Annotated in this window: 20 protein-coding genes and 1 pseudogene; 12 read left to right on the forward strand and 9 right to left on the reverse strand. The window is 62.8% G+C overall.

Translation table 11 applies throughout. The annotated features are described in order from the left end of the window. Positions 1–19 precede the first annotated feature (19 nt). Positions 20–1015, forward strand: a pseudogene (locus MRY75_RS03125) (DUF2332 family protein); the annotation flags it as partial. 34 nt (positions 1016–1049) lie between these two features. Further along, entirely contained in the window at positions 1050–1433 is a 384-nt protein-coding gene (locus MRY75_RS03130; RefSeq protein ID WP_292305691.1) for a DUF2237 domain-containing protein, read from the forward strand. Between the two features lie 6 nt (positions 1434–1439). Here the strand turns inward: MRY75_RS03130 and MRY75_RS03135 are convergent, their stop codons facing one another. The 8 genes from MRY75_RS03135 to MRY75_RS03170 form a co-directional block, all read right to left on the reverse strand. Next, positions 1440–1973, reverse strand: a complete 534-nt coding sequence (locus MRY75_RS03135; RefSeq protein ID WP_292305692.1) for a LuxR C-terminal-related transcriptional regulator — start codon at positions 1971–1973, stop codon at positions 1440–1442. A 30-nt stretch (positions 1974–2003) separates the two neighbouring features. After that, on the reverse strand, positions 2004–2489 hold the full coding sequence (locus tag MRY75_RS03140; protein WP_292305693.1) for a hypothetical protein: 486 nt from the start codon (positions 2487–2489) through the stop codon (positions 2004–2006). A 65-nt stretch (positions 2490–2554) separates the two neighbouring features. After that, a complete protein-coding gene (locus MRY75_RS03145) occupies positions 2555–3463 on the reverse strand; it encodes a hypothetical protein (protein WP_292305694.1) in 909 nt (302 codons plus the stop codon). 246 nt (positions 3464–3709) lie between these two features. Beyond that, positions 3710–4930, reverse strand: a complete 1221-nt coding sequence (gene trpB, locus MRY75_RS03150) for a tryptophan synthase subunit beta (protein ID WP_292305695.1) — start codon at positions 4928–4930, stop codon at positions 3710–3712. A 151-nt stretch (positions 4931–5081) separates the two neighbouring features. Next, positions 5082–5312: an N-(5'-phosphoribosyl)anthranilate isomerase gene (locus MRY75_RS03155; protein ID WP_292305696.1), complete on the reverse strand. Its 231-nt coding sequence runs from the start codon at positions 5310–5312 to the stop codon at positions 5082–5084. A gap of 34 nt (positions 5313–5346) precedes the next feature. Further along, complete coding sequence (locus MRY75_RS03160; RefSeq protein WP_292305697.1) at positions 5347–6675, reverse strand: MATE family efflux transporter; 1329 nt, start codon at positions 6673–6675, stop codon at positions 5347–5349. After that, entirely contained in the window at positions 6672–7187 is a 516-nt protein-coding gene (locus MRY75_RS03165; protein ID WP_292305698.1) for a PaaI family thioesterase, read from the reverse strand. The genes MRY75_RS03160 and MRY75_RS03165 overlap by 4 nt, the downstream gene beginning before the upstream one ends. A gap of 1 nt (position 7188) precedes the next feature. Next, positions 7189–7611 (reverse strand): PaaI family thioesterase, encoded by a 423-nt coding sequence (locus MRY75_RS03170; RefSeq protein WP_292305699.1) that lies wholly within the window; start codon positions 7609–7611, stop codon positions 7189–7191. A 121-nt stretch (positions 7612–7732) separates the two neighbouring features. On the opposite strand from MRY75_RS03170, the gene MRY75_RS03175 reads away from it, so the two are divergent. From MRY75_RS03175 to MRY75_RS03220, 10 genes are all read left to right on the forward strand, one after another. Beyond that, the gene (locus MRY75_RS03175; protein ID WP_292305700.1) at positions 7733–8104 is read left to right on the forward strand and encodes a MerR family DNA-binding transcriptional regulator; all 372 of its coding nucleotides are present in this window, start codon (positions 7733–7735) and stop codon (positions 8102–8104) included. A 282-nt stretch (positions 8105–8386) separates the two neighbouring features. Continuing rightward, complete coding sequence (locus MRY75_RS03180) at positions 8387–8791, forward strand: MerR family DNA-binding transcriptional regulator (RefSeq protein ID WP_292264216.1); 405 nt, start codon at positions 8387–8389, stop codon at positions 8789–8791. A gap of 28 nt (positions 8792–8819) precedes the next feature. Further along, positions 8820–10601, forward strand: a complete 1782-nt coding sequence (locus MRY75_RS03185; RefSeq protein WP_292305701.1) for an acyl-CoA dehydrogenase C-terminal domain-containing protein — start codon at positions 8820–8822, stop codon at positions 10599–10601. Between the two features lie 16 nt (positions 10602–10617). Then, complete coding sequence (locus MRY75_RS03190; RefSeq protein WP_085636201.1) at positions 10618–10830, forward strand: hypothetical protein; 213 nt, start codon at positions 10618–10620, stop codon at positions 10828–10830. An 18-nt stretch (positions 10831–10848) separates the two neighbouring features. Next, positions 10849–11988 (forward strand): acyl-CoA dehydrogenase family protein, encoded by a 1140-nt coding sequence (locus tag MRY75_RS03195; RefSeq protein WP_292305702.1) that lies wholly within the window; start codon positions 10849–10851, stop codon positions 11986–11988. 309 nt (positions 11989–12297) lie between these two features. Continuing rightward, positions 12298–12936: a glutathione S-transferase family protein gene (locus tag MRY75_RS03200; protein WP_292305703.1), complete on the forward strand. Its 639-nt coding sequence runs from the start codon at positions 12298–12300 to the stop codon at positions 12934–12936. Between the two features lie 13 nt (positions 12937–12949). Then, positions 12950–14161, forward strand: a complete 1212-nt coding sequence (locus tag MRY75_RS03205) for an acetyl-CoA C-acetyltransferase (protein ID WP_292305704.1) — start codon at positions 12950–12952, stop codon at positions 14159–14161. A gap of 3 nt (positions 14162–14164) precedes the next feature. After that, a complete protein-coding gene (locus tag MRY75_RS03210; RefSeq protein WP_292305705.1) occupies positions 14165–14716 on the forward strand; it encodes a hypothetical protein in 552 nt (183 codons plus the stop codon). After that, a complete protein-coding gene (locus MRY75_RS03215; protein ID WP_292305706.1) occupies positions 14716–15195 on the forward strand; it encodes a hypothetical protein in 480 nt (159 codons plus the stop codon). Before MRY75_RS03210 ends, MRY75_RS03215 begins: the two co-directional genes overlap by 1 nt. A 39-nt stretch (positions 15196–15234) precedes the next feature. Then, positions 15235–17421 (forward strand): 3-hydroxyacyl-CoA dehydrogenase NAD-binding domain-containing protein, encoded by a 2187-nt coding sequence (locus tag MRY75_RS03220; protein ID WP_292305707.1) that lies wholly within the window; start codon positions 15235–15237, stop codon positions 17419–17421. Between the two features lie 172 nt (positions 17422–17593). Here MRY75_RS03220 and MRY75_RS03225 read toward each other — a convergent pair whose 3' ends face one another. Next, positions 17594–17788 carry a hypothetical protein gene (locus MRY75_RS03225; protein WP_292305708.1) on the reverse strand — a complete coding sequence of 65 codons (195 nt, stop codon included), beginning with the start codon at positions 17786–17788 and terminating at the stop codon, positions 17594–17596. Positions 17789–17919: the final 131 nt, after the last annotated feature.

Below are 17919 nucleotides of genomic sequence, written 5' to 3' on the forward strand. Positions count from 1 at the left end.
CGATTAGGCCGGGCATTGCGCGGCACTCGGATCGCCCTTCATGGCGCGGATGCTGCCGCTCTTGGGCGAGGTCTGGCGTGTCGGTTCGGGTCTCGATACGGCCGTACGCGCCTTCGAGGGGGATATCGGCCCCAAAGGCCATTCCCTGCCCTTGCGGCTGGCCTCGGGTCTGCATGCGCTGGTTCTGACAGAGCAGGACGCGGACCTGATCGCGGCCTATCCGCCGAACACCGTTTCGGATGACGCGCTGCGAGATGCCCTGACCGGTGCATTGGTGCGGCATGAGACGTTCCTGCGGGACTGGATCACCTCGCCCCCTCAAACCAACGAAGTGCGCCGCTCAGCGGTGCTGATCGCGGGGGCGCATGCGTTGGTGCACCGGACCGGGGTCGCGCAGGTCCACCTGTCCGAATTGGGGGCCAGCGCCGGGTTGAACCTGATGTTCGACCGATATGCGCTGCAGGCGGGCGGGACGTGCCTTGGCCCGGACGACGCCGCGCTGACGCTTTCGCCGGACTGGTCCGGCCCCGCCCCGGTCGCGGCACCGTTCACCGTGACAGACCGGCGGGGTGTGGACCTCAACCCGCTTGATCCGCACAACCCCGAGCATGCGCTGCGCCTTCGGGCCTATCTCTGGGCGGATCAGGACCATCGGCTGGCGCTGACCAATGCCGCAATCCGCGCCAATGCCGCAGCGGTCGACAGGGGTGATGCGGTCGACTGGCTGGAGGGCCGACTGGCCGAGGCGCCGGCAGACCGGATGCACCTGATCTATCACACCATCGCGTGGCAGTATTTTCCGGCAGAACGGCAGGCCACCGGCACCAAGCGGATCGAAGCGGCGGGCGCCCGGGCCACGCCCGATGCACCTCTTGCATGGCTGCGGATGGAGGCAGATGGCGACACGCGCGGCGCATCCGTCACCGCCCGCCTGTGGCCGGGGGATCATCACATCGCACTGGGTCGTGCAGATTTTCACGGGCGCTGGGTGGATTGGAAGGGCGATCCTCATTAGGTTCAAGAGCAAGACCGTTGCAGAGGAGGCCCCAATGGAACCCGAAGACGCCATCAACGTGCTGGGCGGCCCGCTTAAGGGATGTTCAACCGATCCGCTGACCGGGTTCTTCCGCGACGGGCATTGCAACACCTGCGCGGCTGACCAAGGCAGCCACACGGTCTGCGCGGTGATGACGGCAGAGTTTCTGGCCTACTCGAAATATGTCGGCAATGACCTGAGCACGCCGATGCCGCAATACCGCTTTCCGGGGCTGAAGCCGGGCGATCACTGGTGCCTGTGTGCCTCGCGGTTCCTGCAGGCCCATGACGAGGGCTGCGCGCCGATGGTGAATTTGGCCGCAACGCACAAGCGCGCTCTCGACATCGTGCCGATGCGGGTGCTGGAGCAATACGACATCAACGCGTCCGACGCCTGAGCGAGGTCAGGACGCCTTGTCGACGACAACCGGCGCGGGCTTTCGGGCCTCGCCGCCGATCGGGTCGCCCATCAGTTCGTCGATGAAGAGACTGAGCAGTTGCGGACGCCCCGACACTCTGGCCTTGCGATAGATCGCGTTGGTCTGCGCTTTGACCGTGCCTTCGGAAGTGCTGCGCAATCCCGCGATGTCGGCGGTGCTCAGGCCCTTGATTGCAAAGAGCGCCACGTCCTTTTCCGCAGGCGTCAGTTCCCATTCGGCAAACCGCTCCTGCAGCACATCCATGAAGGCACCTGACGCAAGACGCAGGCTTTCCTCGGCGGCGCGCTGACGGCGGATGGAGCGGATCATCAATGTCGCGCTGACCACCATGCCGAGGATGAGGCCAACCACCGCGCCGATCTGGGCCAGTTCGTAATAGACCCAGGCGATGGGTGAAGACTTGATGCCCAGAATGCTGCCGACGATGTCCCACAGCAGAAACAGGCCGCTGCCCAATTGCAACAGGCCCAACGGGATCAGAACGATCCAGATCCTCACAAGCCAGCCGAGGCCACGAGGTGCCCGATCTCAATCATCGTCATCGTCACCATCGTCGCTGCCACCACCACCTCTGCCGCTGTTGTCGTCGCGGTCATCATCGCGATCATCGTCACGGTCGTCATTGCGATCATCGTCGCGGTCGTCGTTCCGGTCGTCGTCACGGTCATCATCGCGATCGTCGTCACGGTCGTCATTGCGATCGTCGCTGTCATCATCGCGATCATCCGTGCGTCCGCCGCGCCCGCCGTCGTCGCGGTCGCTCTCCCGATCCGAGCGGTCGACATAGTCACGCAGGATCGCTCCGGTGGACGGGTTGAGAACGATCTCGCGGCTGCCTGCGGGCCCGGTGGCCACGATGCGTGTTCGGCCCAGCAAGGTACGCTGCAAGGTGATCCGCCGATACCCCTGCCGACGCAGCTGGTTGACGACCTGATCCTCGGCCGTCTGCGCCAGAACCGCGCCCGGAAGGGCGATGCCGGCCAGCAGAGATGCCAAGAGCTGTCTACGTTTCATTCCCAACCTCCAAGAGGCCCCCGTCTCCGGGACGGAAGCCTCTGTCACATCAGTTAGCAGACCGATCAATCGTCGTCATCATTGTCGTCGTCACTGTCGTCGTCGCCCCGATCATCGTCGCGACCATTGTCGTCATCCCGACCACCCCGGTCATCGTCGCGGCCATCGTCGTCATCCCGGCTACCACGGTCGTCATCGCGGCCACCACGGTCGTCATCGCGGCCGTCGTCGTCATCCCGGCCACCACGGTCGTCGCTGCCATCATCGTCGCTACCCCGGCCACCGCGGTCGTCATTGCGATCATCGTCGCTGCTGTCATCGTCACGGCCGCTGCGGCGATCATCGTCCTCGTCGTCATCAGAGCGCCCACCGCCGACGAAGTCGCGGTCGCGGGTGTCGATCTCAACCCCAGGACGGGTGTCGTCGCCCGAGCGGACGGTCTCGACTTCCTGCTTGATGACCTCACCCGTGGCGCGGTCGAAGACGGTTTCGATCTTCTCTGTGCCGCGGACCGCCTCGACCTTGGTCTGGGTCACGCCGTTCTTGACTTCGATCCGTGTATAGCCCTGCGCCTGCAGATCGCTCACGAGCTGGTCCGTGGATGTGCTGCCGGTTGCAACAGAGGTGCTCGAGCGGGTCGATGTGGAGGTCGCCGTGCGGCTGTCATCCGACACGCGGCCCACGTCGACGAAATTGCGGTCGCGGTTGCGGATCTCGACCCCGGGCCGGGTGTCCTCTCCGGCGCGGACCCGTTCGACTTCCTGCTTGAGGATGCTGCCGGTGGCGCGGTCGTAGACGACTTCGAGCTTCTGTGTGCCGCGGATCGCCTCGATCTTGATCTGGCCGATGCCATTGTCGATCTCGATGCGCTGGAAGCCCTGATTGGTGAGGTCGTTGATGATCTGGTCGGTTGCGGATTGGGCAAATGCCATCGTGCCTGCGAAGGTTGCGACGACTGCGGAAATCAATGTCATTTTCACGGGTTAAGTCCTTTCATGTCCGGTGGCCTGCGTTACTGCAGATGAGCCGAACCTGACCGCAATCGTCGCTGGGGGACATTTGCAGATGGTTTAATCGCCGGTCCATAAACCCCGGCCCGACGCGTCTAAACTCAGGTTTATGGGGACCCTTGGGCAGATCCGCACATAGAACCCCCCCCCGCACCGGGGGCGCGGGGGGTTACGGGTGCGGTCTAGGCCGCAGGTTTATGAAACGGGCCGTCAGCCCATGTCGAATCCCAGGTGTTTGGCGACGGTGAAGATGTCCTTGTCGCCGCGTCCGCACATGTTCATGCAGATGATGTGGTCCTTGGGCAGATCGGGTGCGATCTTCATCACATGGGCCAGAGCATGGCTGGGTTCGAGCGCGGGGATAATCCCTTCGGTCTCGCAGCAGAGCTGGAACGCGGCGAGCGCTTCCTTGTCGGTGATCGCCACATATTCAGCGCGGCCGATGTCGTGCAGCCAGGCGTGTTCGGGCCCGATGCCCGGATAGTCGAGACCGGCAGAGATGCTGAAGCCTTCGAGGATCTGACCGTCTTCGTCCTGCAGCAGATAGGTGCGGTTTCCATGCAGCACGCCGGGACGCCCGCCGGTGAGCGAGGCGCAATGCTCCATCTTTTCGTTCACGCCCTTGCCGCCCGCTTCGACGCCGATGATGCGCACGTCTTTGTCGTCAAGGAACGGGTAGAACAGACCCATCGCGTTGGAGCCACCGCCGATGGCGGCGATGATGGTGTCGGGCAGACGGCCCTCGGCCTCCATCATCTGTTCCTTGGCTTCCTTGCCGATGATCGCCTGGAAGTCGCGCACCATCGCCGGATACGGGTGCGGACCGGCCACGGTGCCGATGCAGTAGAACGTGTCGCGCACATTGGTCACCCAGTCGCGCAGCGCGTCGTTCATCGCGTCCTTGAGCGTGCCACGGCCAGACGTGACCGGGATCACCTCAGCGCCAAGAAGCTTCATCCGGAAGACGTTGGGCTGCTGGCGTTCGACATCATGCGCGCCCATGTAGACGACGCATTTCAGACCGAACTTGGCGCAGACGGTGGCTGTGGCGACACCGTGCTGACCGGCGCCGGTTTCGGCGATGATGCGGGTCTTGCCCATGCGGCGGGCGAGGATGATCTGGCCCAGCACGTTGTTGATCTTGTGCGCGCCGGTGTGGTTCAGTTCGTCGCGCTTCATATAGACCTTGGCACCGCCCAGACGCTCGGACAGGCGTTCGGCGTGATAGAGCGGCGACGGGCGGCCGACATAGTGCTTCCAGAGAAAGTCCATTTCGGCCCAGAAGCTCTCGTCGGTCTTGGCGCGCTCGTACTGCTCTTCCAGTTCGAGAATGAGCGGCATCAGCGTTTCCGAAACGAACCGCCCGCCGAAGATACCGAAGCGGCCCTTTTCATCGGGACCGGTCATGAAGCTGTTGAATAGATCGTTCATCGCGCGCCTCTTTTGTCGAACGGGACACAGGTAGCGAGGTGCAGCGGGATGAGCAAGGGAAAGCGCCTTCGAAGGCGCTTGAGACCGCGTTTCGAAACGCGGTTTTCAAGCCCATTCGAATTGGCTTGGGGCACGGGATTTCGAAATCGCTTTACCGGACCCGACGGATCGGAAGATCGTTGCAGAACACCACGTAGTGCCGCCCGTTGCGAACGGCCTGAAACCCGCGTCTGTGCACTTCGGCGATGAAGGCGTCATATCCGACAAGCCGTTCAACATCCCGGATCTGGCGCTTCACCACACCGCCTTTCTGAGCCTCAGCCGAGGACAGCATCTGGTTCAGCCAGATTTCGGGTGTGAGGTGATCGGGAAGATGCGTCATTTCACTCTTGTGCCCGATCGAGGTAAACCGAAGGTTAATCCCTCACCGACCGTTCCAGCGCAGGATAACGCGCCGCCAGCGTCGCGCCGCGGGCGACAAATGAGATCAGCAGCGCCGCCCAGAGGCCGTGATTGCCGAACGCAGGCACCAGCAGAAAGGCCGACGCCGCATAGATCAACGCAGAGACCAGCATCATGTTGCGCATGTCCGACGTGCGGGTCGCGCCGATGAAGATCCCGTCGAACATGAAGGACGCAAGCGCCAGAACGGGGGCTGCGGCCATCCAGGGCAGGTAGGCCCGCGCGGCCTCCTGCACCTCGAGGTTCTTCGCCATCACCTCGACGATGGGGACGCCGAAAACCCAGAAGCCCGCCGCCAGCAGGACCGAGGCGGCTAGCCCCCAGAGGCTCGCCACCACGCTGGCGCGGCGCAGGCTGGCCACGGCGCGCGCGCCGACCGCCTGCCCCACCAGCGCCTCGGCGGAAAAGGCAAAACCGTCCAGCGCATAAGCGGTGATGTACAGGAATTGCAGCAGCACCTGATTGGCGGCAAGGGTCACATCGCCGAAATCCGCGCCCAGAAACATGAAGGACAGGAAGATCGCCTCGAGCAAGAGCGAGCGGATCAGGATGTCGGAATTGACCTGCGCCATACGCTTGAGCTTGATCCGGTCGAAAACCCGCGCCCAGTCGCGCCAGTCGGGGACACGGAACGCCGCACGACACAGGTAGAGCCCCATCGCAAGACCTGTCCACTCGGCGATGAAGGTGGCAAACGCGACGCCGTTCACGCCCCAGCCGAAGCCCAGCACGAAGACAACGTTCAGCGCGACGTTGACACCGTTCATCCAGACCTGAAGGACCAGCACCGCCCGCGTGCGCTCCTGTGCGATCAGCCAGCCGGTGATGCCGAAAACCGCGATGGCCGCTGGTGCCGACCAGATGCGGATCTGCATGTACCCGCGCGCCAGCGTTTCGACCTCTGCACTGGCCGGGGCGAGCCGGAACGCCGCCCAGATCAGCGGCACCTGCAACAGGATGATCGTCGCACCTGCGGCCAGACCGATCATCAGCACCCGCGTGAGAAGTGCTGCAAGCTCCGCCCGGTTGCCCTGACCCAAAGCCTGCGCGGCCAGACCTGTCGTGCCCATGCGCAGGAACCCGAAGACCCAGTAGATCGCCGACAGCACGATTGCGCCAAGGCCCACCGCGCCGATGGGGGCGGCTTCGCCCATCTGGCCCACGACGCCGGTGTCGACCGCCCCCAGAATGGGAATGGTCACATTTGACAGCACAATTGGCAGCGCGATGTTCAGGACACGCTTGTTGGTGATCTCGCGCGGGGCCGCTGTGGCGTCGGTCATTCCCGGCTGTCGGAGCGGGGCATGAGGAAATGTGCGGTCGCCTGCGCAAACGGGCGGTCGCGGTTGTCCTGCCATGCCTCGGCCTGAACAGAGGCATAGCGGCGTCCGGCGCGGGTGATCGTGGCGCGGGCATAGGCATCGCGTGGCAAACCGGAGCGCAGGTAGTCCACGGTGAAGTCGATGGTCTTGGGCAGGCGCGGAAGGTCGCCCGCCGCTAGGGCATCGACGTCCAGAGCGCCGCTTTCGAAATCCTCCCAGATGTATGCCCAGCTGAGCGAGATCACCGCCGTCACTTCGAGAAAGGCCGCTGTCACGCCGCCATGAATCGCGGGCAGCATCGGGTTGCCGATCAGCTTTTCGTCGAAGGACAGAATGCCGGTCAGTTCGTCGCCACGCCGGTCAAAGCTGATGCCCATGAAGGTGATGTAAGGCACGCCGCCCACGAGCGCCTTGAGCGCGGCATCGCGGCGCTGTTTGACGATCTGGACCGGTTCGGGTGTCTTGCGCGCCATGTCAGCGGCCCTCCACGGTGAAGGCACCGGTGGCGGTGGCCACGGGACGGTCCGAGTCGTCATCGCAGGCGGTGGCCCGAACAAAGGCGACCGAGCGGGTGATGTGATAGACCTCGGCCCGGGCGGTGATCGCCTGACCGGGGGTCGCCGCGCGCATGTAGTCGATGCGCAGGTCGATGGTGGCGGTGCCGGCCGGGGCTTCGGGGTGGCTCATCACCGCCGCCCCGCCACAGGTGTCCATCAGGGCCGATACAGCGCCGCCATGAATGACCCCGGTTTTGGGATCGCCGATGAAGCGTTCGTCATAGGGCATCGTGATTTCTGCCATGCCATCGCCCAGCGCGGTGATTTCCATGCCCAGCGCCTTCGAATGCGGAATGGTCTGGATGAACTGCCTTGCGATCTTGGCCTTGTCGACGCTCATGGTCTGTCCCTCGTTGTTGCGCCCGGTTTACGCTGCTTCGCGCCGGGAAACCAGACACGCCATCCGCCTGTTGCCCTGCGCGCGGCACGCACTTATGGTCGCGCAGGGAGAGGGAGTTGGGATGAGCGACCAGCGTCTGAGTTTCAAGGAAATGTGCGCCCGGTTCGATGTGACACCGCGCACCCTTCGCTACTACGAATATATCGAACTGCTGCAGCCGGAACGCGAAGGACGGTCGCGCTGGTACGGCCCCAGAGAGGTGGCCCGCATGACCCTGATCCTGCGCGGTCGCAAGTTCGGGTTTCAGCTTGAAGATATCCGGCAGTGGCTTCTGATCTACGAAAAGGAAGGCACACAGGCGCAGATGCGCGCCTGGATCGAGCTGGCCGACAGGCAATTGGGCGAATTGGCGGAACAGCGCAAACAGCTGGATGCCGCCATGGAAGAACTGCAGAAACTGCGCAACGACACGGCGGCCAGTCTCGGCACCTGATCGCGGACCGATCCGGCGACTCGGCAGGTCAGGCCTGCCGGGCCGTAGAGGCAGTAAGACTCCTGTGATGACACCGGGTCAGGAATTCCTGACCTGACGGCGCAAAGCCGGTCAAAGCGCTTTGAAACAATATTTCCGCATAGCATGGGTGACGTTGCCTTATCTTACGTCAACGAAAAAGTGACGTGGCGTCTGAGTTACGTCAACGTAAATTCCCATTGTAAGAAGGCTTCGACCTTCGCATGTCGTTGCCATGACCGGCATCGATTGAGGATGATGACAATGACCGACGACCGCATCATGACCATCAGGGAAATGTGTGACGCCTATGACGTCACGCCGCGTACCCTGCGGTTCTATGAAGCCAAGGAACTGCTGTTTCCGATCCGCGAAGGCCAGAAACGCCTGTTCACCAAGCGCGACCGCGCACGACTCAAGCTGATCCTGCGCGGCAAGCGCTTTGGGTTCAGCCTCGAGGAAATCCGCCAGCTTCTGGATCTCTATCACATGGGTGACCAGCAGCAGACCCAGCTGGCGCGCACCTACGAGATCGCACAACAGCGCCTCAGTGACATGGAAGCGCAACGTGACGAGCTTAATCAGGCGATTGACGAACTCAAGGAACAGATGCGTTGGGGCGAGAAGATGCTTGCCTCGATGGATCAGAGCAAACGCGCGGCCGAGTAAGCCGCACCGCCTTCAAGGGAGACCCGCCATGCCGAGCTATACCGCCCCACTCAAAGACATGCAGTTCATCCTGCACGACGTTCTGAACGCCTCGGAACAGGACATTCCCGGCTATGCCGAGCTTGACCGCGATTTCACGGGCGCGGTGATCGAGGAAGCGGGCAAGCTGGCCTCCGAAGTGCTGATGCCGCTCAATTCCGTGGGCGACACCGAGGGCTGTGTGCTGGAGAACGGCGTGGTGCGCACGCCGACCGGCTTCAAGGACGCGTTCCAGATGATGAAGGACGGCGGCTGGACTGCTCTGGATTGCGATCCCGAGTATGGCGGTCAGGGTCTGCCCTACCTGATGCACACCGCGGCACAGGAACCCTTTGTGTCGGCCAACATGGCCTTCAACATGTACCAGGGCCTGACCCACGGGGCCTATTCGGCGATCTACTTCCACGGCTCGGATGAGCAGAAGCAGACCTACCTGCCGAAGATGACCACCTGCGAATGGACCGGCACCATGAACCTGACCGAGCCGCATTGCGGCACGGATCTGGGCCTCATGCGCACCAAGGCGGTGCCGCAGGACGATGGCAGCTACAAGATCACCGGTCAGAAGATCTTCATCTCCGCCGGCGATCACGACATGGCCGAGAACATCATTCACCTCGTTCTGGCGAAGATCCCCGGCGGCCCCGAGGGCATCAAGGGTGTCTCGCTCTTCATCGTTCCGAAGTTCCTCGTAAACGAAGACGGCTCGCTGGGCGCGCGGAATGGTGTGTCGGTCGGCAAACTAGAAGAGAAGATGGGCATTCACGGCAACGCCACCTGCGTCATGAACTATGACGAGGCGACCGGCTACCTGATCGGCGAGATGCACAAGGGCATGCGCGCCATGTTCACCATGATGAACGAAGCGCGTCTGGGTGTGGGCCTTCAGGGCTATGCGCAGGCCGAGGTCGCTTATCAGAACGCCGTGGCCTACGCCAATGACCGGCTTCAGGGCCGTGACGTGACCGGGGCCAAAGCGCCCGAGAAATCGGCCGATCCGATCATCGTGCACCCGGATATCCGCCGCAACCTGATGGATCAGAAGTCCTTTACGGAAGGTGCCCGCGCGTTCACCTACTGGGGCGCGTACCTGATCGACCGGGCGCACAAGAACTCGGACAAGGACGCGGATGGCCTGATTTCCCTGCTGACCCCGATCATCAAGGGCTTCCAGACCGACAAGGGTTTCGAGATGGCGGTGAACGCCCAGCAGGTCTATGGCGGCCACGGCTATATCGAGGAATGGGGCATGTCCCAGTTCGCCCGCGACGCCCGGATCGCCATGATCTACGAAGGCGCAAACGGCATCCAGGCGCTGGATCTGGTGGGCCGCAAGCTCGCGCAGGACGGCGGCAAGCATGTCATGGCGTTCTTCGATATGATCAAGACCTTCGCAGCCGAGACCAAAGGTCAAGACGAAGCCTTCGACCGCGATTTCCTCGAACCGCTCAAATCGGCGTCGAAGGATTTGCAGGCGGCGGCGATGTATTTCATGCAGAACGGCATGAAGAACCCGAACAATGCGCTCGCGGGGTCTTATGACTTCATGCACATGTTCGGCCATGTCTGCCTTGGCTACATGTGGGCGCGGATGGGGCTTGCGGCCTCCAAGGCATTGAAAGACGGTGCGTCCGACGTGGCGCTCTACGAGACAAAGCTGGCCACAGGCCGCTACTACATGGCACGTCAGCTGCCTGCCACCAAGATGCACCTCGCGCGCATCGAGACCGGGGCAGAACCGGTGATGGCACTGGAGGCGGCCAATTTCTGAGGTCCGGGGAGGACAGATGCCCAAACGCTTTCGACTGACCCGCCGCTTTCCGGCCGCCATGACCGAGGACGGCTATCGCCGCCTCAAGCGGTTTGCCGAAGAGGCGGGTCTGGACGAAGGTGAGGCATTGTCCTTTCTCTTCGAGAATTTCGACAGCGTCACGGACAGCGAGGCGCTGGGACATCGGCTCAGGCTTTTCAATGCAGAGCTTGACGCACGCAAACGATAACGCGGAATGGGGGGAGCCATGCGATCAAACTGGATGACCGACGAGCACGAGATGCTTGCCGAGATGACAGCGAAATTCATCGAGACCGAGTGGCAGCCGCTTTACGACAAGTGGCGCAAACAGGGCCAGATGGATCGCGAGACCTGGATGCAGGCCGGCGAACTGGGTCTGCTCTGCCCCTCTGTTCCCGAAGAATACGGCGGTGCCGGTGGCGATTTCGGCCATGAGGCGGTGATCCTGATGGAAGCGGGCCGCGCCAATCTGGCCAGCTGGGGACACGGCATCCATTCCGGCATCGTGGCGCATTACATCCTTGCCTATGGCACCGAAGAACAGAAGAAACGCTGGTTGCCCAGGATGGTGACAGGCGAACTGGTCGGCGCTTTGGCGATGACCGAACCCTCGGGCGGATCGGACGTGCAGGGCATCAAGACCCGCGCCGTCCGCGACGGCAATGCCTATCGCCTGACCGGGCAAAAGACGTTCATCACCAACGGCCAGCACGCGAACCTGATCATCGTGGCGGCCAAGACCGACCCGTCGCTTGGATCAAAAGGAACGTCTTTGGTCGTCGTGGAAACCGATGGAGCCGAGGGCTTCCAGCGCGGGCGCAATCTGGAAAAGATCGGCTGTCATGCGGCGGACACGTCCGAGCTTTTCTTCGACAATGTCGAAATCGCGCCGGAAAACCTGCTGGGTGGCGCAGAAGGTCAGGGCTTCTACCAGATGATGAAGCAACTGCCGCAGGAACGCCTGATCATCGGCTGCGGCGCGGTGGGTGCGATGGAAGGTGCCGTCGACCGCACCATCGCCTATTGCAAGGAGCGCGAAGCCTTTGGCGGGCCGTTGACCCAGTTCCAGAACACCCGCTTCAAGCTGGCAGAGTGCCAGACCAAGACCACGGTCGCGCGCGCCTTTCTCGACAATTGCATGGAAGAGCACCTGCGCGGCGAACTGACTGTCGAAAAAGCAGCGATGGCGAAATACTGGCTCTCGGATACACAGGGCGAGGTGCTGGACGAGTGTGTGCAGCTGCATGGCGGCTATGGTTTCATGCAGGAATACGCCGTGGCCGAGATGTGGGCCGATGCGCGGGTGCAGCGCATCTACGGCGGGACCAACGAGATCATGAAAGAGCTGATTGCGAGGGCGCTCTGATGGGCCCGGCGATGCTGCAGATGGCACATGCGGGATGCCTCCGGCGGGAGTTTATCCGGCAAGATGAAGGAGCAAGGCAAGCTCCACCCCGCCGGTCGGCCTCTTTACCACGCGGTGTCAGGCACAGTCGGCGGGGCTTCACCTTGCACATGGCTCAACTCTCCAGTCTGCCATGCGCGGCCAGTGTAGGTCGATTAACCTTAACGGATGGTAAAGAAGAGCAAGGCTCCTGCTTCATCTTGCCAGATAAACTCCCGCCGGAGGCTCCCGGCCTCATCACCCAGTCCTGACAGTCGAGGATCAGACCAGATGACCATTCAACTTTATTGCTTTGGCGAGTCGGGCAATGCCTACAAGGCAGCGCTGGCGCTGGAACTTTCGAGCCTCGACTGGGGGCCGGTGAAGGTGGATTTCTTCAATGGAGAAACCCGCACGCCGGACTACCGCGCCAAGATCAACGAGATGGGCGAGGCACCGGTGCTGGTGGACGGCGACACGAAGTTGAGCCAGTCGGGCGTGATCCAGATGTATATCTCGGAGAAGTCCGGTAAGTTCGGAGGGGCCAATCCGGACGAGGCGCGTGAGGTCATGCGCTGGGTGTTCTGGGACAATCACAAGCTGTCGAGCCAGGCCGGCATGACGCGGTTCCTGATGAATTTCCTGCCCGAGGACAAGCGCCCGGCAGAGGTGATCGCATTCATGCAGGGGCGGCTCAAGGCCGCTTATGCGGTGCTGGATGCGCATCTCGATGAGCGCGACTGGATCGTGGGGGACGGTATCACCAATGCCGACATGTCCTGCTGCGGCTACCTCTTTTACCCCGAACCGTTCGGTTTCGTCCGCGCGGACTGGCCCAATATCGACCGCTGGCTGGGGCGCATCGAAGCCCTGCCGCGCTGGAAACACCCTTATGAATTGATGCCCGGATCCCCTGCGGATCGGGCCTGAGACGGAGAGCAGAATGACTGAAGCCTATATCTACGACGCCGTGCGCACGCCGCGTGGCAAGGGCCGCAAGGACGGCAGCCTGCACGAGGTGACAAGCGTGCGCCTGAGCGCGCAGGTACTGGACGCGGTGAAGGATCGCAACGGGCTTGATGGCCATGCGGTGGAAGATGTGATCTGGGGCAATGTCACCCAGGTGGGTGAACAGGGCGGCTGCCTTGCGCGGACGGCTGTTTTGGCGTCCGGGTTGGATCAGTCGATCCCCGGCCTCGCCATCAACCGGTTCTGTGCCTCCGGCATGGAAGCGGTCAACCTTGCTGCCAACCAGGTCAAAGGCGGCGCGGGTGACGCCTATATCGCGGGCGGTGTCGAGATGATGGGCCGTGTTGCCATGGGCAGCGATGGGGCGGCGATTGCCGTCGATCCGTCGGTCGCGATGGAGACCTATTTCGTGCCGCAGGGCATTTCCGCCGACATCATCGCCACCGAATACGGGTTCTCTCGCGACGACGCCGACAGTCTGGCGGTGGAAAGCCAGCGTCGCGCCAAGGCGGCCTGGGATGACAAGCGGTTCGCCAAATCGGTGATCACCGTGCGCGACCAGAACGGTCTGCCGATCCTCGACCATGACGAATACATGCGCCCCGGCACCGACATGCAGAGCCTTGGTGCGCTGAACCCGTCCTTCCAGCAGATGGGCGAGGTCATGCCGGGCTTCGATGCGATTGCTCTTATGAAGTACCCGCATCTGGAGCGGATCAACCACATTCACCATGCGGGCAATTCATCCGGCATCGTCGATGGCGCGGCAGGTGTGCTGATCGGCAACAAGGCGTTCGGAGAGAAATGGGGGCTCAAGCCCCGCGCCCGGATCAAGGCGACCGCCAAGATCGGGACCGATCCGACCATCATGCTCACCGGGCCGGTGCCTGTGACCGAAAAGATCCTTGCCGACACCGGCATGTCGATCAAGGACATCGACCTTTTCGAGGTGAACGAAGCCTTCGCTTCGGTGGTGCTGCGCTTCATGCAGGCCTTCGACGTCGACGACAGCGTCGTGAACGTGAACGGCGGCTCCATCGCGATGGGTCACCCGCTGGGTGCCACGGGCGCGATCATCATCGGCACGCTGCTGGACGAGTTGGAGCGCACCGGCAAGGGCACGGGTCTCGCCACGCTCTGCATCGCCTCAGGCATGGGGGCGGCCACGATCATCGAGCGCGTCTGAGCCATGGTCGGCGTCAAGCAGGAAACGGCCTACGAAATAGGCTACGCGCTTCTGAACCGGACGAAGCGTGCGTATTTCGAGGATGATTTCCCGCTTTTCGCCAGCGCCTTCTTGCTACCGCACGAGCATGTCACCCTGCATGGGTGGGCTGTTCTTCAAACCGAGGAGGATCTGCGGGTGCTGTTTGACCGGATGAAGGCCGAGTTTCAGCGGCTTGAAGTGGACGACATCGTGCGTCCGCTCGTCTCCGCGGAATTCGTCACGCCGTTCAACATCCTGGCGACAGCGGAGTCGCATATCTTCTCGCGGGGACGACGGGTGGCCGAACCCTATGCGGTGCAATCCACCTTGTTGCTCTGCGGCACGGAATGGCGCATCGCCACGGCCAATTACTGCATTCCGCTCTCCACGAAAGGGTTGCCCGATGCGCTGATGCCACCGGCCTTTCCATCGGAAGGGCGCGGGCAGCAGGAGGGGAGCATGATGCCGTCCTGCGGTGATGATGTCACAGGGCAGAGCGACCGGAACCGCCCGCGCTACGGGGAGGTCTCTTGATGGCGATGTCACCGGCCGTCCGCATCTACCAGGACAATCTCGACGCGGTCTCCAAGGCGCTGATGGATGGGGATCTGCAGGAGATGATGAAGTTCATCGCGATCCCGAACATGATGTCGACCCGCGATACCGAATTGGTCATGTCCTCGCCCGAAGAGCTGGACATGGTGATGCAGGATTTCCGCGCCCAATTGCTGGCCCGCGGTGTCACGTCCTATCGGCGGATTTGCCTCGAGGCGGATTTCGTCACCGGCCGTGACGACATGATCGCCGGGCGCCACCGCACCGAAACGCGCAGCGACACGGGCGTGGCGGTGGAGCCCTATCTCAATCACATGGTGCTGATGCGCATCGACGGACGCTGGATGGGTATCTGGCTGCAGGCGATCATGGACAACACCGAACTGCAGATCCTCAGCCCCGATATTGCCGCCGCGCAGGCCGAAGCGCGGCGCATGCTGAACACACTCCGCCGCTGAGACGGCGTCTGAATGAACCCAAGGAAGGGAAAGACACACATGACCGATTTCACACTGAGCACGGATGCCGAGGGCATCGCCACGATCACCTGGGACGTTCCCGGCAAGTCGATGAACGTGCTGAGCTTCGAAGGGCTGCAGACGCTGAGCGATCTCGTGGATGGCGCGTTGGCGGATGAGGCCGTGAAGGGCATCATCATCACCTCCGGCAAGGCCGATTTCGCGGCAGGCATGGACCTGAATGTACTGGCGACTCTTAAGGAGGCGGGCGCCGAGGCGGTGTTCGACGGGATCATGAAAATGCACGGCGTGCTGCGCAAGATCGAGCTTGCAGGCATGGATCCCAAGACGCAGAAAGGCGGCAAACCGGTTGCGGCCGTCCTGCCGGGCACGGCTCTGGGCATCGGGCTGGAAATCCCGCTGGCCTGTCACAAGGTGTTTGCCGCAGACAACCCGAAGGCCAAGATCGGCCTGCCCGAGATCCTTGTCGGCATCTTCCCCGGCGCTGGCGGCACGACCCGCGTGGCGCGCAAGATGGGTGCGATGGCGGCTTCGCCCTTCCTGCTGGAGGGCAAGCTCAGCGATCCGAAGAAAGCCAAGGCCGCAGGCCTGATTGATGAGGTTGCCGAAGATCCGATGACGGCAGCCCGCGACTGGGTTCTGTCAGCCAAGGACGCCGATCTGGTGAAACCGTGGGACGCCAAGGGCTACAAGATGCCCGGCGGCGCGCCCTATCATCCGGCAGGCTTCATGACCTTTGTCGGCGCGTCCGCGATGGTCAACGGCAAGACCAAGGGAGTGTATCCTGCGGCCAAGGCGCTCTTGTCGGCGGTCTATGAAGGCGCTCTGGTGCCATTCGACACCGCGCTCAAGATCGAGGCGCGGTGGTTCACATCCGTCATCATGAACCCGTCCTCCTCGGCGATGATCCGGTCGCTCTTCATCAACAAGGGCGCGCTGGAAAAGGGGGCCGTGCGCCCGGCTGACGTGGACGATCAGCGCGTCAGGAAGGTTGGCGTTCTGGGTGCGGGCATGATGGGGGCTGGCATCGCGCTGGTGTCGGCGCAGGCGGGCATCGACGTTGTGCTGCTCGACCGCGATCAGGCGGCGGCGGACAAGGGCAAGGCCTATTCCGCCGATTACGCGGCCAAGGGCGTGTCCCGCAAGAAGATCACGCAGGACAAGGCCGATGCGATGCTGGCGCGGATTACGGCGACGACGGATTATAACGATCTGGCGGGCTGCGACCTGATTGTCGAAGCGGTGTTCGAAGACCCCAAGATCAAGGCCGAGGTGACGGCGCAGGTTGAAGCGGTGATCGGTGAGGACTGCATCTTTGCCACCAACACCTCGACCCTGCCGATCAGCGATCTGGCGAAGGCCTCCAAGCGGCCCGAGCAGTTCATCGGCATTCACTTCTTCTCGCCGGTCGAGAAGATGATGCTGGTCGAGATCATCAAGGGCAAGGAAACCGGGGATCGCGCGGTGGCCAAGGCGCTCGACTTTGTGCGCCAGATCCGCAAGACGCCGATCGTGGTGAACGACGCGCGGTTCTTCTATGCCAATCGCTGCATCATCCCGTATATCAACGAAGGTATCCGGATGGTGAAGGAGGGCGTCGCCCCTGCCCTGATCGAAAACGCCGCCAAAATGGTCGGAATGCCGCTGGGTCCGCTGCAACTGGTCGATGAGACCTCGATTGATCTGGGCGCCAAGATCGCCCGCGCGACCCGTGCGGCGATGGGCGATGCCTATCCCGATAGTGCTGTGGACGAGGTGATCTTCTGGATGGAAGAGCAAGGGCGTCTGGGCCGCAAGGCGAAGGCCGGGTTCTACGATTACGACGACGCGGGCAAGCGGCAGGGCCTGTCATCGGCAGTTGCCGCGCAGTATCCGCAGGCCGAGGATCAGCCCGATCTGATCGACGTGCAGCATCGTCTGCTGTTCGTGCAGTCGCTCGAAGCGGTGCGCGCGCTGGAGGATGGTGTGCTGATGGACATCCGAGAAGGCGACGTGGGCGCGATCCTGGGCTGGGGCTTTGCGCCGTGGTCCGGTGGCCCGCTGTCCTGGCTGGACATGCTGGGGTCGGAATACGCCGCAGAGCGTTGTGATCAACTGGTCGAGGCGTTCGGCGACCGGTTCGCCTGCCCTGCCCTGCTGCGCGAGATGGCGGCGAAGGGTCAGAGTTTCTACGGGCGGTTTGCACCCGAGAAATCGGCGGCTTGATCATCGCTTAATCTGAGACACGAGAACGCCGCCCGCCCTTGCGCGGGCGGTTTTCGTTTGGGCCGGAATCCATCACGAAGGGCATGCCCCCGACCGGGTGGGCGCGAATGCGCCCGCCATGGGGCGGGCGGGCGCATGCCCGGGCCGCAAGCGACCCGGGCGGTCGTCCACCCTACTCCGCCCGTAGGGCCGCGAACCGTTCCATCCGGTCGATCTGGGGGGCCATGGTGCACCACTCGTCCGCGACCGCGACCCAATGCGCGTCACGGGTTTCGGCGTGGACGATGATGCGGCCGGGTTCCGAGGTGATCTCGGGTACCATGATCATGTTGAGGAACAGGGCAAAGGCTTCGGCAGTCAGACACATGGGAAAACTCCTTTTTCAAGTGTCCTCCCATTGGCGATGTCCACCTCTGACGGGCGGTGATGTCAGGCTAACGCGAAATCGTTGTGTTTGGGTGAACGTCAATGCTGCAACGCAGCAATTTCCACTTCAAG

It is taken from the genome of Marivita sp., from assembly GCF_022763305.1.
GTDB lineage: Bacteria > Pseudomonadota > Alphaproteobacteria > Rhodobacterales > Rhodobacteraceae > Marivita.

What these genes read in the sequence shown, in the direction of transcription:
- MRY75_RS03130 (WP_292305691.1), top strand. Translation starts at nt 1,050, where the DNA reads ATGGAACCCGAAGACGCCATCAACGTGCTGGGCGGCCCGCTTAAGGGA.
- MRY75_RS03140 (WP_292305693.1), bottom strand. Translation starts at nt 2,489, where the DNA reads ATGAAACGTAGACAGCTCTTGGCATCTCTGCTGGCCGGCATCGCCCTT.
- MRY75_RS03145 (WP_292305694.1), bottom strand. Translation starts at nt 3,463, where the DNA reads ATGACATTGATTTCCGCAGTCGTCGCAACCTTCGCAGGCACGATGGCA.
- trpB (WP_292305695.1), bottom strand. Translation starts at nt 4,930, where the DNA reads ATGAACGATCTATTCAACAGCTTCATGACCGGTCCCGATGAAAAGGGC.
- MRY75_RS03155 (WP_292305696.1), bottom strand. Translation starts at nt 5,312, where the DNA reads ATGACGCATCTTCCCGATCACCTCACACCCGAAATCTGGCTGAACCAG.
- MRY75_RS03160 (WP_292305697.1), bottom strand. Translation starts at nt 6,675, where the DNA reads ATGACCGACGCCACAGCGGCCCCGCGCGAGATCACCAACAAGCGTGTC.
- MRY75_RS03165 (WP_292305698.1), bottom strand. Translation starts at nt 7,187, where the DNA reads ATGGCGCGCAAGACACCCGAACCGGTCCAGATCGTCAAACAGCGCCGC.
- MRY75_RS03170 (WP_292305699.1), bottom strand. Translation starts at nt 7,611, where the DNA reads ATGAGCGTCGACAAGGCCAAGATCGCAAGGCAGTTCATCCAGACCATT.
- MRY75_RS03175 (WP_292305700.1), top strand. Translation starts at nt 7,733, where the DNA reads ATGAGCGACCAGCGTCTGAGTTTCAAGGAAATGTGCGCCCGGTTCGAT.
- MRY75_RS03180 (WP_292264216.1), top strand. Translation starts at nt 8,387, where the DNA reads ATGACCGACGACCGCATCATGACCATCAGGGAAATGTGTGACGCCTAT.
- MRY75_RS03185 (WP_292305701.1), top strand. Translation starts at nt 8,820, where the DNA reads ATGCCGAGCTATACCGCCCCACTCAAAGACATGCAGTTCATCCTGCAC.
- MRY75_RS03190 (WP_085636201.1), top strand. Translation starts at nt 10,618, where the DNA reads ATGCCCAAACGCTTTCGACTGACCCGCCGCTTTCCGGCCGCCATGACC.
- MRY75_RS03195 (WP_292305702.1), top strand. Translation starts at nt 10,849, where the DNA reads ATGCGATCAAACTGGATGACCGACGAGCACGAGATGCTTGCCGAGATG.
- MRY75_RS03200 (WP_292305703.1), top strand. Translation starts at nt 12,298, where the DNA reads ATGACCATTCAACTTTATTGCTTTGGCGAGTCGGGCAATGCCTACAAG.
- MRY75_RS03205 (WP_292305704.1), top strand. Translation starts at nt 12,950, where the DNA reads ATGACTGAAGCCTATATCTACGACGCCGTGCGCACGCCGCGTGGCAAG.
- MRY75_RS03210 (WP_292305705.1), top strand. Translation starts at nt 14,165, where the DNA reads ATGGTCGGCGTCAAGCAGGAAACGGCCTACGAAATAGGCTACGCGCTT.
- MRY75_RS03215 (WP_292305706.1), top strand. Translation starts at nt 14,716, where the DNA reads ATGGCGATGTCACCGGCCGTCCGCATCTACCAGGACAATCTCGACGCG.
- MRY75_RS03220 (WP_292305707.1), top strand. Translation starts at nt 15,235, where the DNA reads ATGACCGATTTCACACTGAGCACGGATGCCGAGGGCATCGCCACGATC.
- MRY75_RS03225 (WP_292305708.1), bottom strand. Translation starts at nt 17,788, where the DNA reads ATGTGTCTGACTGCCGAAGCCTTTGCCCTGTTCCTCAACATGATCATG.